The sequence below is a fragment of the Flavobacterium geliluteum genome (genome assembly GCF_017948595.1).
In the GTDB taxonomy this organism is placed as follows: Bacteria; Bacteroidota; Bacteroidia; order Flavobacteriales; family Flavobacteriaceae; genus Flavobacterium; species Flavobacterium flavipigmentatum.
Window position 1 is genome coordinate 163849 of the sequence record NZ_JAGFBV010000003.1, and the last position, 15472, is coordinate 179320.

7 protein-coding genes are annotated in these 15472 nt (G+C 30.2%); all 7 read left to right on the forward strand.

Going from position 1 to position 15472, the window contains the following annotated elements; translation table 11 throughout:
- The first annotated feature begins 1 nt into the window (after nt 1).
- Genes J3495_RS03070 through J3495_RS03100 form a run of 7 tightly spaced genes read left to right on the forward strand, consistent with a single transcriptional unit; the run spans nt 2 to nt 15462 of the window.
- Nucleotides 2–3130, forward strand: coding sequence for a non-ribosomal peptide synthetase (locus J3495_RS03070; protein WP_210665099.1), 3129 nt, complete (start codon nt 2–4; stop codon nt 3128–3130).
- Nucleotides 3114–4052, forward strand: coding sequence for a non-ribosomal peptide synthetase (locus J3495_RS03075; RefSeq protein WP_210665100.1), 939 nt, complete (start codon nt 3114–3116; stop codon nt 4050–4052). Before J3495_RS03070 ends, J3495_RS03075 begins: the two co-directional genes overlap by 17 nt.
- Complete coding sequence (locus J3495_RS03080) at nt 4036–7047, forward strand: type I polyketide synthase (protein WP_210665101.1); 3012 nt, start codon at nt 4036–4038, stop codon at nt 7045–7047. Before J3495_RS03075 ends, J3495_RS03080 begins: the two co-directional genes overlap by 17 nt.
- On the forward strand, nt 7044–11582 hold the full coding sequence (locus J3495_RS03085) for a non-ribosomal peptide synthetase (RefSeq protein ID WP_210665102.1): 4539 nt from the start codon (nt 7044–7046) through the stop codon (nt 11580–11582). Before J3495_RS03080 ends, J3495_RS03085 begins: the two co-directional genes overlap by 4 nt.
- 52 nt (nt 11583–11634) lie before the next feature.
- The gene (locus J3495_RS03090) at nt 11635–12951 is read left to right on the forward strand and encodes an aminotransferase-like domain-containing protein (protein WP_210665103.1); all 1317 of its coding nucleotides are present in this window, start codon (nt 11635–11637) and stop codon (nt 12949–12951) included.
- A gap of 14 nt (nt 12952–12965) precedes the next feature.
- Nucleotides 12966–14081, forward strand: coding sequence for a 4-hydroxyphenylpyruvate dioxygenase family protein (locus tag J3495_RS03095; RefSeq protein ID WP_210665104.1), 1116 nt, complete (start codon nt 12966–12968; stop codon nt 14079–14081).
- Nucleotides 14082–14085: 4 nt separating this feature from the next.
- A complete protein-coding gene (locus J3495_RS03100) occupies nt 14086–15462 on the forward strand; it encodes an FAD-binding oxidoreductase (RefSeq protein ID WP_210665105.1) in 1377 nt (458 codons plus the stop codon).
- The last annotated feature ends 10 nt before the right edge of the window (nt 15463–15472 follow it).

The window sequence follows — 15472 nt, forward strand, 5'->3', positions numbered from 1 at the left end:
AATGGAAGATGTATATCCGCTAAGTCCTTTACAAAAGGGAATGTATTATCATTGGTTAGCCTCTCCAACATCTTACTTTGAGCAAGTAAGTTATAGGTTAAAAGGTTGTTTAAATATAGCATTACTAGAAAAAAGCTATGAAGTTTTGGTTGATAGACATGCCGCTCTAAGAACTTTTTTTACCCATAAATTTGGAGAAGACGTTCTGCAGGTGGTTAAAAAAACAGGAGAATCAATATTTTCTTATGAAGATGTAAGCTTAAATCCGGACTTTTCTTTTCAAGAATTTAAAGAAAAAGATAGAAATAAGGGATTTGATTTGGGCAGAGGCTCACAAATGAGGATAAGTATTTTGAAAGTAGGACACGAAACATACGAATTGGTTTGGAGTCAACATCATATTTTAATGGATGGATGGTGTATAAGTATTTTAATTAGAGATTTTTTTCAGATTTATAATGATTTAAAAATCAATAAAAAGCCTGTATTAGATCATGTTATTCCTTATTCAAAATATATACAATGGCTCGAAAAAGTAGATGTGTCCAAATCAAAGGAATATTGGAAAAACTATTTATTAAATTATGAAACCAAAAGTTCACCACCTAAAAAAACAGTAGCCAGTAAAGGTTTTGTTTCTAAAGAAATTACTTTAAAGATTGAAAAATCTGTAAGAAATGAAATAGAGCATGTTTGCGCGAATCTGGGAATAACAGAAAATATTTTTATTCAAACAATATGGGGGATTCTTTTAGGAAAATATAATGGAACTAATGATGTTGTTTTCGGTTCTGTAGTATCTGGTAGACCAGCTGAAATAATAGGAGTTGAAAAAATAATAGGACTATTCATAAACACAATTCCTGTTCGTATACAATCGCAAAAGAATATGACAGCAAAGGAACTTTTTAAACAAGTTATGCAGCAGTCAATTAACAGTACCTATCATCATTACATTCAATTAAGTGACGTATTAGAAGAGAGTGATTTAGGAAGAGATTTATTTGATCATATTTTAGTCTTTGAAAATTTTCCTATAGATGATAATTTAATAGTTGCGTCAGACGAGGAACTTTTAGTGTTAGAATCTGAAATTTATGAGCATAATAATTATGATTTTACAGTTGCTGTTGTTCCAGGAAAGGACAGTTTGGATATCAGGTTTAATTATAATAGCCTAATCTATGATACTTTAATAATAGAAAGATTAAAAGCGCTTTTAGAAAATTGTATCCATGCAATTGCCAAAGATCCTGATTGTATTATTGACACACTGGATTATGTGTCAAAAGAAGAAAAGCAACAAATAATAATAGATTTTAATAATGATACATTACTATATAATAAAGCAAATAATCTAATTACTCTTTTAGAAGAATATACAAAAAAAACACCTAATGAAATTGCGGTGGTTTATGAAGACCAAAACATTACATATAAAATATTAGAGGAAAAATCGAATCAATTTACTCACTACTTAAAAAGTAATTATGAAATTGGGTTAGGCGACACTGTTGTTGTTAAACTAGAAAAGACAGAATGGACTATTATAGCCTTGTTAGGAATATTAAAATCTGGCGGGGTATATGTTCCTGTCGATATAAATTATCCAGAAGAAAGAATTCAATTTATTGTAGAAGATTGTAACTGTAAAGTGATAATCGATGAAGAAAAAATAAGCCAGTTTAAAAATAAAACCGAAATATCGCCAATACATAATGATTTTAAAATAGGATTGTTACAAAATGATTTGGCTTATATTATTTATACATCAGGAACTACAGGGAAACCCAAAGGTGTAATGGTTGAACATAAAAATATAGTATCGTTTATTGAAAGTTGCAAAAAAGAATTTAGTATTGAAAAATTAAGATTACCATTATTATCATCTAATGCCTTTGATATTTCTTTATTTGAATTGTTTTATCCTTTAGCGACAGGAGGAACAGTTACAATTTTAAGCACTAATAATATTAAAGACATAAATTATTTAGCGCAATGCATGAAAAAGGTAAATGGATTTCATGCTGTACCGGCCTTAATGACTCAAATATTAAATTATATAAAAAGCACAAATACGCAGCATCAATTTCAAGGAATTAATAACTTGTTTATAGGAGGAGATGCAGTTTCTACAAGCATTCTCAAAGAAATGAGAGAAGTCTTTCCAAATGCAGCCATACACGAACTTTATGGGCCAACAGAGAGTACGATATTTGTTACCGCTCATCATTATCATAGTACTTCAAAAGACAATGAATACAATGGAGCCTTAATAGGAAGTCCTAATCCAAATTCAAGTATATATATTCTTGATGAGCATAATCAAGCTTGTGGATTGGGTATAGCAGGTGAAATATGTGTAGGAGGTGACGGAGTTACAAGAGGTTATATAAATCAACTAGAATTAACGGAAGAAAAATTTATCGAAAATCCATTTGATTTAAGTAGTAGAATATACAAAACCGGAGATTTAGGTTGTTGGTTAGCCAACGGTAATATTGAGTTTTTAGGCAGAAAAGACCAGCAAGTAAAAATACGCGGCTACAGAATTGAGCCTGGAGAGATAGAGAATACCATTTTGCAGTATTCAGAGGATTTAAAACAAGTAGTTGTTGAAGTAAAAGAAAACATTCAGGAGAAAGTATTAGTCGCTTATCTGGTATCGAACATCAATGTAGATAAATTAGAATTGCGAAACTTTCTACAAACCAGACTACCTGATTATATGATTCCGGGTTTTTATGTCATATTAGAAAACCTGCCTTTAACTCCAAATGGAAAAATAGATAGAAAGGCCTTGCCGGGTATCTCAGGAGAAGACATTATTAAAAGAGAATATGCAGCTCCAAGAAACGAAACCGAAGAGAAATTAGCAGAGATCTGGCAAGGAATATTAGGAATAGAAAAAATAGGTATAACCGATAACTTCTTTGAATTAGGAGGCCATAGTTTAAAAGCGACTCGTTTAATCGCAGAAATTTATAAACATTTTCGCGTAGAACTTAATATATCTCTATTATTTGAAGCACCTATTTTAGGAGATTTATCTAATGAAATAGATAATATAATTTGGGTTAATACGGCTGTTGATATTAAAGGTGTAGAAACAGATGATATTGTTATATGAAAATAATGAGTGGGAGGTAATCCAGGGGAATATCATAGGTGTGCCAAATGACAATACTAAAATTTACATCTTAGATCCTCAAGAAAGATTATGTCCAATTGGTGTCTCTGGAGAAATTTGTGTTACAGGAAATCAATTAGCCAGAGGGTATATTAATGAGAAGAAAGACGCAAACTTCAAAGAATCAGTCGTTTCAAATAAAAAAATATACAAGACAGGAGATTATGCGAGATGGCTTAATAATGGCAAAATAGAGTTTTTAGGTCGAAAGGATACTCAAGTAAAAATAAGAGGACACCGAATCGAATTACATGAAATTGAAAGTATTATTGAGGATAATCCTTTGGTAGAAAATGCGATAGTACTATATAAGGCAATTAATAATAATGAAAAAGAATTGATAGCTTATATAAAAGGACAAGAAAACTTAAATCTTAGCAAATTAAAAGAAGAAATAAGTATAAAATTACCCAATCATATGATTCCATCATATTTTTTAACAATAAAGGAATTCCCAATAACAGCAAATGGAAAAATAGCCATTAATGACTTTCCACTTCCAAGAACTAATGAAACAAGAAAGAGTTTAATATTTAATGAAACAGAGCAGATAATAGAAGGGATTTGGCAATCAATATTATCCTATCCCAATATTGATCTTGATGATAATTTTTTCGATTTAGGAGGGAACTCTATAAAAGTAATGATTATGGCGAGGCTGATTAAAGAAGCTTTTGAGGTTATAATTCCTGTAGTTGATTTGTATAAGTATAATACAATAAAATTATTAAGCCTTAAAATAAATCAAGCCAATACCGCTCAAATAAAAACAGATACTATAAAAATAGAATCTTCACTAGTGGCTATACAAAATACTATTAGAATTTTAAACAATTTAGACAGTAATGATGAAAAATTATAATAAAGATAAAACAGGGCTTGAACTTGCTATTATAGGAATGTCTTGTAAAGTTCCAGGTGCGGATAATTGGAGAGAATTCTGGAATAATTTATTAAGTGCAAAGGAATCTATACATTTTTATACAGACGCTGAATTAGAAAATTTGGGGGTAAATAAATCTCTATTTTCAGAAAAGAATTATGTAAAAGCAAAATCTGTTGTGAATAATAAGGGAAGTTTTGATAATCTTTTTTTTAAATACTCAATTAAAGAAGCTGCTTTAATGAATCCTACTCACCGAATGTTTCACGAAAATGTATGGGAAGCGCTAGAAGATTCGGGATACACTCCTGATCAAGTTAATGGTAAAATTAGCATTTATGCAGGAGTAGGGGATGATACAAATTGGAAGGCCTATGCCATGATGAAAAATATGGACGGGTTATTAGATGATTTGACACTAAATTTTATTTCAAGTAAAGATCATTTAGCATCACTAATAGCTTATAAACTTAATTTACAAGGAGCGGCATACTCAATAAATACAGCATGCTCATCGTCATTAGCAGCCATTCATTTAGCCTGTAGAGGGTTACTAATGGGAGAATCGAAATTAGCTGTTGCAGGAGGTATTTCCTTAGATACATCAATACAAAAAGGATATAAATATCAGGAAGAGCTAATATATTCTTCTGATGGGCATTGTAGAACTTTTGATGATGCGGCAAGTGGCACAGTGGGTAGTGAAGGATCTGGAGTGGTAGTTTTAAAAAAATTAAGTGATGCTATTGAAGATAATGATCATATATATGCTGTTATAAAAGGGAGTGCTGCAAATAATGATGGGAATAGAAAAGTAGGATATGCGGCTCCTAGTATTATAGGCCAAACAGAATGTATAAAAACAGCTCATAAACTAGCAAATGTAGAAGCAGAAACTATTGAATATATTGAAGCTCACGGAACAGGAACCAAAATAGGGGATCCAATTGAAGTAGAAGCTTTAAATTTAGCATTCAATAATAATAACAACCATCATTGTGCTTTAGGATCAGTAAAAACAAATTTTGGGCACACAGATGCTGCATCAGGAGTTATAGGATTAATAAAAACGGCACTTAGCTTAAAATATAAAAAAATACCTCCGACTCTACATTACAAAAAAGCAAACTCTGAAATTTATTTTGATGAAGGACCATTTTATGTAAATGCAGAACTGAAAGAATGGGAAGGTAATGGACAACCTCTTAGAGCTGGTGTAAGTTCCTTTGGAATTGGCGGCACCAATGTTCATCTAATACTGGAAGAAGCCCCTGAACAAGCATATAATCTAGTTGAAATACAGAGAAATAGAGTTTTAACAGTTTCTGCAAAAACTAGCAGCTCACTCAAAAAGTATTTAAATAAGCTTCATACTTTTCTGGAATCGGAAGACGTAAATTTAGATAATCTTATATACACATATAGAGTAGGGAGAACTTCTTTTAATCATAGAATAGCATTAGAATTTAAGGATAAAAATGAACTTCTAAATAGGCTGTCTGAAAATTACGGCAGATCAGATCTTTTTGCAGATGTAACCAAGAAAAAAAAGACTGTTTTTCTTTTTCCAGGTTTGGGAAGTCAATATAGCGGGATGGTAAAAGATGTTTATGAAAACGAAAATATCTTTAAAGAAAAAATTGATGGAGGATGTAATTATCTAAAAGAACTAACAGGCGAAGATTTTAAAACAATCTTATTTTCCGAAAGCGAAAAAATTGAGAAACAAAAATATGCAGAGCCATTACTCTTCTTAGTAGAATATTCGCTAGCCTATTTGTTAAAATCATTTAATGTATTACCAGACTATGTATTAGGTCAAAATATTGGAGAATATGCTGCTGCATGCGTGAGTGGAATATTCACATTTGAAGAAGGCTTAAAATTAATGATTCTAAAATCAAATTTATTAAATGAGAAAAAAACTGATATTTTATTAAGTGTATTCTTGACAGAAGAAGAAGCAGAAAAGTTTATTAATAAGAAAATTTCATTAGCAGCTGTAAACGGTACACAGCAAGTAACCTTCTCCGGGAAGCAAAAAGAAATAGAAGATCTTAGTAATCAGTTAAGTGAAATGGGAATAATGAATTCTAAGCTTCAAAAAAAGCACATAGATTATTCAAATGTAAATGATGCTTTTAAAAAACAATTTATTTCATTTTGGAATGAATTATCACTAAATAAAATGAATGTCCCTTTTGTTTCTAGCATAACAGCAAAAATAGTAAAAGAGGAAGAAGTAACGAAACCAGAATATTGGTTAAATCTTATTACAGAAACAAGCAGATTTTATAATAGTATAGCAGCATTAACAGAAAAAGAGAATGATCTTGTTTTTATAGAAGTTGGCTCAGGAAATACTCTTGAAAAATTAATAAAAAGGGAAGCCGTTTCAATAAATAAAAAAGCAACAATTATTAATTTAACTAGACAATCAAAAGATAATGCTGAGGACTCAAATGTGTTAGAAAAAGCATTGGTAAAACTGTGGTATGACGGCATAAATGTAAATTGGGCAGCTTACTATGATAAATGTAAATATAAGAGAATTTCATTACCAGTACACCCTTTTGAAACAAATCAATTTCCCTCAGAAGTTGAACCATTTAAAGCAATGTTTGAAACAAAAATACCATCTTCTGCCGCATCAAATATTTTCCATACACAAAAAGATGAAATTATCGTATCAGAGCCAATTGTAGAAGAAGATATAGTACTGGATAAATTAAAAAAAATATTCAAAGACTTTTTTGATATTGAGGAAGTTAAGGTTGAAAGTGACTTTTTTGAATTAGGATTAAATTCATTAAACGGAATGCTTTTATTAAAAAATATTAAAACAGAATTTAGGATAGACCTTACACTGCACGAATTTTTTGAATGTGAATCAATAGTAGATATTACTTCTAAAATAGTACAATTTCAATCTAATAAGTCTCATTTAAATTCATATAAAACAATTACAATATGAGTGTAAGTATTTTCTTGGAAGAATTAAAAAATCAGGGTATTGAGATCATTTTGTCAGGAGATAAAAATAATCTAGAGGTAAACTTTAAGGATAATTTATCAGAGACAATTATCAATGAAATAAGAGTAAACAAAACTGAAATTATTGATTATTTAAATAGTTCGAATCAAACTATTCCAAAAGCAGCATACTCCAATAATGGATATCCGCTAACACCTTCACAAAAAAGAGCATGGATACTAAGTCAGCTGGAAGGCTATAATTTCGCATACAATATGTATGAAGCTTTTGTGCTTGAAGGGGAACTAAATGAGGAAAAATTGCAATTAGCATTAATAGATTTAATTAATGCACATGAAATATTTCGAACAGTTTTTAAAGAAGATGATAATGGAGAGGTTAGACAATTTGTTAGAAAAACAGAGGAATTTAGTTTTGCATTAGAAACGGTAGATTTAAAAGAAGAGACCCATTCACATGAGCAATTACAAGCATTAATTTTAAATGAAATCAAAGTTGTTTTTAAATTATCAACGGGCCCATTAACAAAATGTAAATTATACCAGATTTCAAAAAATAAATGGGTTTGTCTTTTTGTAATTCATCATATTATATGTGATAGTCGATCTTTTGATGTTTTGAAACGAGACTTATTATTATCATATAATGCTAGAGTAAATAATAACTCAAAAGGCATAATACCATTAGATATACAATATAAAGATTTCGCTGTATGGAGAGATACTAATTTGAAAGGTCAAGGACTAAAAACTCAAAAAGAATATTGGTTAAAACAATTTGAAGGAGAATTACCAGTCTTAGAGCTGCCATTAGATAAGAAAAGGCCGGCACAGCGAATGGTTGAAGCGGGCATGATCAAAAGAAAAATTGATAAAGAACTAACTAATAAATTCATAAAATACTGCTCAAATCAAGGAGCGACATTATTTACAGGCTTAATGAGTCTACTTAATCTTCTATTCTATAAATATACCAATCAAACAGATATTATTTTGGGTTTCCCAATGTATGGAAGAGAATTTGTAGAATTAGAAAAACTAATAGGATTTTTTGCAGATACATTAGCATTAAGAACAAAATTTAATGGAGAAAACAGTTTTGAAGAATTACTAAATAATGTAAATCAAAGAGCTTTTGAAGCTTATGAGCATAAAGATTACCCTTTTGAAGAATTAATAACAGAATTAAATCCAATTAGAGATTCTAGTAGAACTATTTTCTTTGATGTATTTGTTGTGCTTCAAAATTTTGAACATTTTGCCTCAAAAGAAACAGCAGTAAGTTTTGAGGGGTTAAAAGTAACTGAATTTAAAGGCAAAGATACTAGATATGCCGCATTTGATTTAATTATAAACTGTGGAGAGTCAGAAGAAGGACTTGAATACGCTATTGAGTATAATCGAAGTATTTTTAATAAAAGGACTATAGAACAGCTAGCCAATCATATAGAACTATTAATGGATATTGTTCTAAATAATACTAAAGTAAGCATTAATAAAATAGATTTAGTAACGGATATCGAAAAAAAACAAGTTTTAGAATTTGGAGGAGTAATTAATGAAAAAAGTTTATTAAAAGAACAAGAAGAAAAAAACTTAAAATTTAGTCTTTTTTACTTTGGAAATAAAGGAACCGAAAAAAACAATTACCAATTATTAATAGAAGGAGCAAAGTATGCAGATGCAAATAATTATAGTGCAGTTTGGACGCCAGAAAGACACTTTAATGAATTTGGAGGCCCATACCCCAATCCTAGTGTATTAGGAGCTTCGTTAGCAACAATTACCAAAAATATTAGTATTAGATCCGGTAGTATTGTAACCCCTTTACATCATCCTATTAGAATAGTAGAAGAATGGTCTGTGGTAGACAATTTATCTAATGGTAGAGCAGGTATCTGTTTAGCTTCTGGATGGAATGCTAATGATTTTGTCTTAATTCCTGAGAATTATGAAAAACGTAATGAATTGTTATATGAAAACATTAATGAAATTAAAGAATTATGGAAAGGCAATTCTATATCATACAAGAATGCGTACAATGAAGATGTACTCATATCAACACTTCCTAGACCTGTACAGCAAGAAGTCCCAATGTGGATTGCTAGTGGAGGGAGCATAGAAACATTTAAAAAAGCAGGTGAAATAGGTGTAGGAATTCTTACTGGACTTTTAAATACTACGTTTGAAGATTTAGCTGAAAAAATAAAAATATATCGTCAATCTTATGCAGACAATAAACATCCAATAGGTAAGGATAATGTTGTACTAATGCTGCACACATATATAGATGAAGATATGGAATCTGCTAAAAATATAGCCAGGGATCCCATGAGTAAATATCTATTTAAATCTGTAAGTATGTCAAAAAAACAGACAAAAGGATTAGAAATAGATAGAAAAGCTAAAGATGTGACAGATGAAGAAGTAGCAGAACTTCTAGCGTACACTGTAGAAAAATATTTTGATAAGTATAGTTTAATTGGAACAGAGCAGTCATGTCAAAAAATATTAAATGATGTAAAAAAGGCCGGAGTAGATGAAGTTGCTTGTTTGATCGATTTTGGAATAGATTATAAAAATGTCATGAATGGCTTAAAACATCTAACAAATCTTAAAGATATTTTTGTTAAAAACAAACTTGATAAAAATGAAATTAAAGCTCTAGTATTAAATAAAAACAATACTGCAATTATGAAATCTATTATCGATGTATTTAAAGAACAAGTTTTGAATACACCTGATAATATCGCCTTAAGGTTTAATAATGAATATCTCACCTATAAGCAGCTGGATGAAAAGTCTAATCAAGTAGCATATTACTTAATACATAATAAAGTACAGCCGAGAGATGTCGTTGCTCTTTATTTAGACAGGTCTTTAGAAATTATAATAGGAATGCTGGGGATTTTAAAATCTGGAGCTGTTTATGTACCCATAGATATAACATATCCCAAATTAAGAATCGAGTATATGCTGAAAGATTGTGATGCTAATTATATTTTAAGTCAGCAATCTTATATAAATGGAATACCAAATACAAAGGACTTAAAAATAATATCAATTGAAGAAGTAGAGGAAGTTCTAATTGATTCAATTAATTTGCCAGAACAATTTAGCAGTAATGCCTATATTATTTATACTTCAGGATCAACAGGAAAACCCAAAGGAGTTCCTATAACGCATAATAATTTGTATGCTTTCTTTGAAAGCACTAAAAAAGTATTTGAAGAAAAGGAACAACAAATATGTTCACCAATTTTAGCTTCAAACGCATTTGATATATTTCTTTTCGAATCATTATATCCAATACTAAATGGAGGAACCTCTGTAATGATTGCTAGTGAAGATATTCTGAATATGAATGTTTTACTTGAAAAACTAAGAAATGTAAATGCATTTCATAGTGTGCCGGCATTAATGATCCAATTAATTAATCATATAAAAAATGTTAAAGCAGAGGCTGATTATAATATGATTAAGGATATATATATTGGAGGAGATATAGTACCGTCTAACACTTTGATAGAGATGAGGAATATATTCTCTAATGCTAATATTCATGTACTATACGGACCTACAGAAAGCACCATATTTGTAACAACCCATACTATTAAAAGAGAAAGTATAAATATTGATAACAAGCTTAATGGGAGTATTATAGGGAAGCCAAATCCTAACGTTCAACTATATATATTAAATGATGAATTACAATTAAATTCAGTTGGTATAGTGGGACAAATATGTGTTGGAGGACCAATGATAGCAAATGAGTATTTGAATAGGATAGAGGAATCAAATGAAAAATTTGTTGAAAACCCATTTGTAAAAGGAGAAAAAATATATAAAACAGGAGATTTAGGCAAGTGGTTAATAGACGGAACTATTGAATTTATAGGAAGGAAGGACCAGCAAGTAAAAATTAGAGGGTTTAGAATCGAATTAAGAGAAATAGAGTGCATCTTACAAAAACAACAAGATATAGAATTAGCCTGTGTGGTTGTTAAGACTAATAAAGTAAAAGAAAAAGAATTAGTTGCCTATGTGGTTAGCAAACAAAAGCAAGATATTTCAAAGCTTCGTAGTCTTTTATTAGTAAGCTTACCAGAATATATGATTCCTTCTCATTTTGTTCAATTAAAGGAAATGCCTATGACTACCAATGGCAAGATTGATCGAAAAAAAATAATTTCATTAAAAGATATTGAAATACAAACACAAGTTAAATATGTTGCGCCTAGAAATGATATCGATAAAAAACTAATTAAAGTTTGGGAACAAATCCTAGAAGTTGATAAAATCGGAATAAAAGATAATTTCTTTGATTTAGGTGGCCACAGCTTAAAAGCTACAAGAGTAATTAGTTATATCGACAGAGAATTTAATTTAAGGCTTAATCTGTTAACAATATTTAATAATCTAACAATAGAACACCTATCTGATGAGATAGACAAAATGATATGGGTAAACACGCAAGCACTCGAAGAAAGTGATTTTGAAAATTATACCATATAAACAGCTGAAAAATGATGTCACTTCAAAATACGGTTTTAAATAAATACTAAATATGATTGAAAAAACTCTTTCGACTCATACCTATGATGTCGTAAATCCGCTATTGACCAATTTAGGCGAAGATGTTATGGGTTTCCTTAACGAAGTTCAATTACAATATCCAAAAGCAATCTCATTTGCATCTGGGCGTCCTGATGCTAATTATTTTGATATTGAAAAATTTTCTGAATACCTCAATTTTTTTATAAAAACAACAGCTTTAGAGAAGGGAATAACAGAAAAAGAAGTTCTAAACGATTTAGGACAATATAATAGAACTAAAGGGATAATAAATAATGAAATAGCAAAATATCTATCGATAGACGAATCTATACAAACCGATCCTGAAGATATAATAATTACTGTTGGCGCGCAGGAAGGTATTGCAATGGGGATAATGACTGTATGTGATAAAGACAAAGATGTTATTTTAGTTGAAGATCCTGCCTATATTGGAATAACTCATTTCTCGAAAATTAACGGATATGATGTAGATGGAATTCCTGTTACTTCCGAAGGTATTTCATTAGAAAAAGTAGAAGAAAAAATTCAATACTACCGAAGTATAGACAAAAATGTTAAAGTAGTATATGTGATTCCAAATTTCCAAAACCCTACAGGAATAGCAATGTCCTTAGCAAATAGATATCGATTATTAGAATTGGCCGAAACCTATAATTTTTTAATTTTTGAAGATAATGCCTATGGCGATTTTTCATATGAAGACAAAGAGTATCCTTCCCTAAAATCATTAGACAAAAATAATAGAGCTATCTATTTAAGATCACTTTCAAAAACTTTATATCCTTCCCTGCGCCTTTCATTAATGGTAGTAACCCAATCAATATCTGTTAGAGGAAAAATAGTGAGATTGAGTGATTTAATGGCAAAAACAAAAGGATACATTACAGTAAATACGCCATCTATAATTCAAGCCATGTTTGGTGGGTTGTTAAGGCAGAATAAATATTCTCTGAAAGAACTAAATCAAGAAAAAATACTTGGTATGAAAACAAAGAGAGATCACCTCTTAAAATGTCTTGAAGAAACTTTCGATACTGAAAAATATACTTGGGCTAAACATATAAAATGGAATAAACCAGAAGGTGGTTTTTTTATTAAAATAATGCTTCCTTTTGAAGTTACAAAACAAGATGTATTGGATTGTGCAGAAAGATTTAAAGTCATTTTTACACCCATGTCATTTTTTTACTTAGAGGAAGGCGGAGAAAAAGAATTACGATTAGCATTCAGTAACCTCTCTTTAGAAGAGATTAAAACAGGTGTAGAACAACTAGCAAATTATATAGAAACAAAAATAAATAACTAAATAACAGTTAAACGATGGAAAGCAAAAATGAAATAATAGTATCAGATCTTTTAAAAATAGAGTACGACTTTATAGAGTATTATGTGGGTATGGCAAAAATGGTTGTTTACTGGCATGTAAAAGCATTAGGGTTTAAAGTAATCGCTTATGCTGGGCCAGAAACGGGTGTTGAAGATCGTTGTTCATATTATATTGTTAAGAATGATATAAAACTTGTAATCACATCTGCATCACAACCTAGTTCCTATAAAATAGTATCATTTGTAGACTTACATGGAAATGGAATTAAGAGAATGGCTATTAGTGTTGATAATGTAAAGGAATTTTTTGGAAGAGCTATGAAAAATGGCGCAATACCAATAAAACATCCACATTTAACATCAGATGATATGGGTTTTGTAGAACAGGCCTCATTAAAAATGTTCGATGATAATGAAATTGTTTTAATTAATTATGACAATTATAATGGAGATTTTCTTCCAGGTTATAAAAACGTTGAAAAAGAATGGGATTTTGAGTACAAAGATTCTGCATTAGAGAAAATTGATCATGTAGCTTGTGCCTTACGTTTAAATGAAATTACACTTTGGGAAAATTATTTCAATAACATTTTTCTATCTAAAACAGTTTTAGAATTTGATGAAAGACAAGAAAGCGGAAAGAAAATAGGAATGCTTTTAAAAGTATTACAATCCGAAAACAAATCCATAAATAATGTTTTAGTAGAACCAGAACATGGAGTAAATACACAAGTACAGTTATTTATTGATCAAAACTATGGCACTGGAATACAACATATTGCTTTTGAGTCTAATAACATATTTAAATCAGTACAAGCTCTAAGAGAAAATGGTGTGAAGTTTACAAAATACCCTGATTCATATTACGATAAACTTGAAAAAAAACACCCACAATTGGATGTCGATATTCTAAGAAAACATGGGGTATTATGTGATGTGGTAGACGGTGCCTTGTTGTTTCAAATATTTACCGTACCAATAGGAGATAGAGCTACATTTTTTTATGAAATCGTACAACGAGTAAATGATTATGATGGTTTTGGACTGGATAATATTTATGCACTATTTGATGCTATGGAACAAGAATTAAAACTAAAAAGGGAATACTAGTATAATGATAGAAAATAAGCTTAGTATTTTAGACGAAATCAGGACTATAGTTGGAGCTAAATATTTAATAACCAAGCCAGATCTTTTATATAAATATTCTAAAGACTGTACTTCTAATAAAGTAACAATCCCGTCTGCAGTAGTATTACCCAAAAACACTCAGGAAATTTCTAAAATTATTGCAATTTGTAATGAAACAAAAACAGCGATAACGGTTAGAGGAGGAGGTACAGGAGTAAGTGGTGGAGCATTATCTGTTAATTCTGGGATTATACTTTCTTTAGAAAGACTAAACAAAATTATTGAAATTAATAAGGTTGATAGAATTGCTATAGTTGAGTCCGGTGTGATTACTAAGGATTTAAAAGATGCTGTTTTAAAAGATGGCCTAAATTTCCCACAGAATATTAGTAGTGCAGATTCTTGTTTCATAGGTGGTAACGTTGCTGTGTCCAGCGGTAGTCCAAAATCATTAAAATATGGGACTACTAAAAACTATGTCGTTAATTTAGAAGTAGTACTCCCTGACGGACGTATAATTTGGACAGGAAAGAATGTGAGTAAAAATGCAACAGGCTATAATCTTACTCAATTATTCAGCGGAAGCGAAGGAACTTTAGGAGTTATTACCAAAGTTGTTTTAAAATTAGTGCCACCAATGAAAGAATTAGTATTAATGGTTCCTTTTACTAAAATTGATAACTTATTTATATGCGTTCAGCAATTTTTTGCAAAAGGGTACTCAGCTTCAAGTATTGAATTTATTGATGGAGTTGGCTTTAAATTAGTATCCCAATACTTAGACAATTCCTACCATATAAAATCGACTACCGAAGGAATTCTATGGATAGAGATAGAAGGAGATTATTCAGATAAACTTTTAGATGAAGCCTTGAAAATCAGCCGGCACATCAATGCATATACAGAAGAGGAAATTCATGTAGCGGATAATCCAAGCGAAGTAAAAGCATTATGGAAAATGCGTTCAAAAGTTGGAGAAGCTGTAATAAATCACACTTTTTTTAGAGATGTGGATATTGTTGTGCCTTGTTCTAAAATTGATGAAATGTATAAGGCAATTGTCATTATAGCTAATAAATTTAATTTTAATTATACGGTTTTTGGACATGTTGGAGATGGTAATTTTCATGTCAATATCTTTCAAAACAAAGAACAAACCATTGAACAATGGGAAGTTAATATTGTTGTGTGGGTAAAAGAAATATTTTTAAAAGCATTAGAATTAGGAGGAACTATTTCTGGTGAACATGGAATTGGAAAAATAAATCTTCCATACATAGCAGAAGCTATACCAACAGCTCAAATAATAATGGATAAAATTAAAAAGACATTTGATAAAAATCAAATAATCAATCCCTAAGAATTCAAAG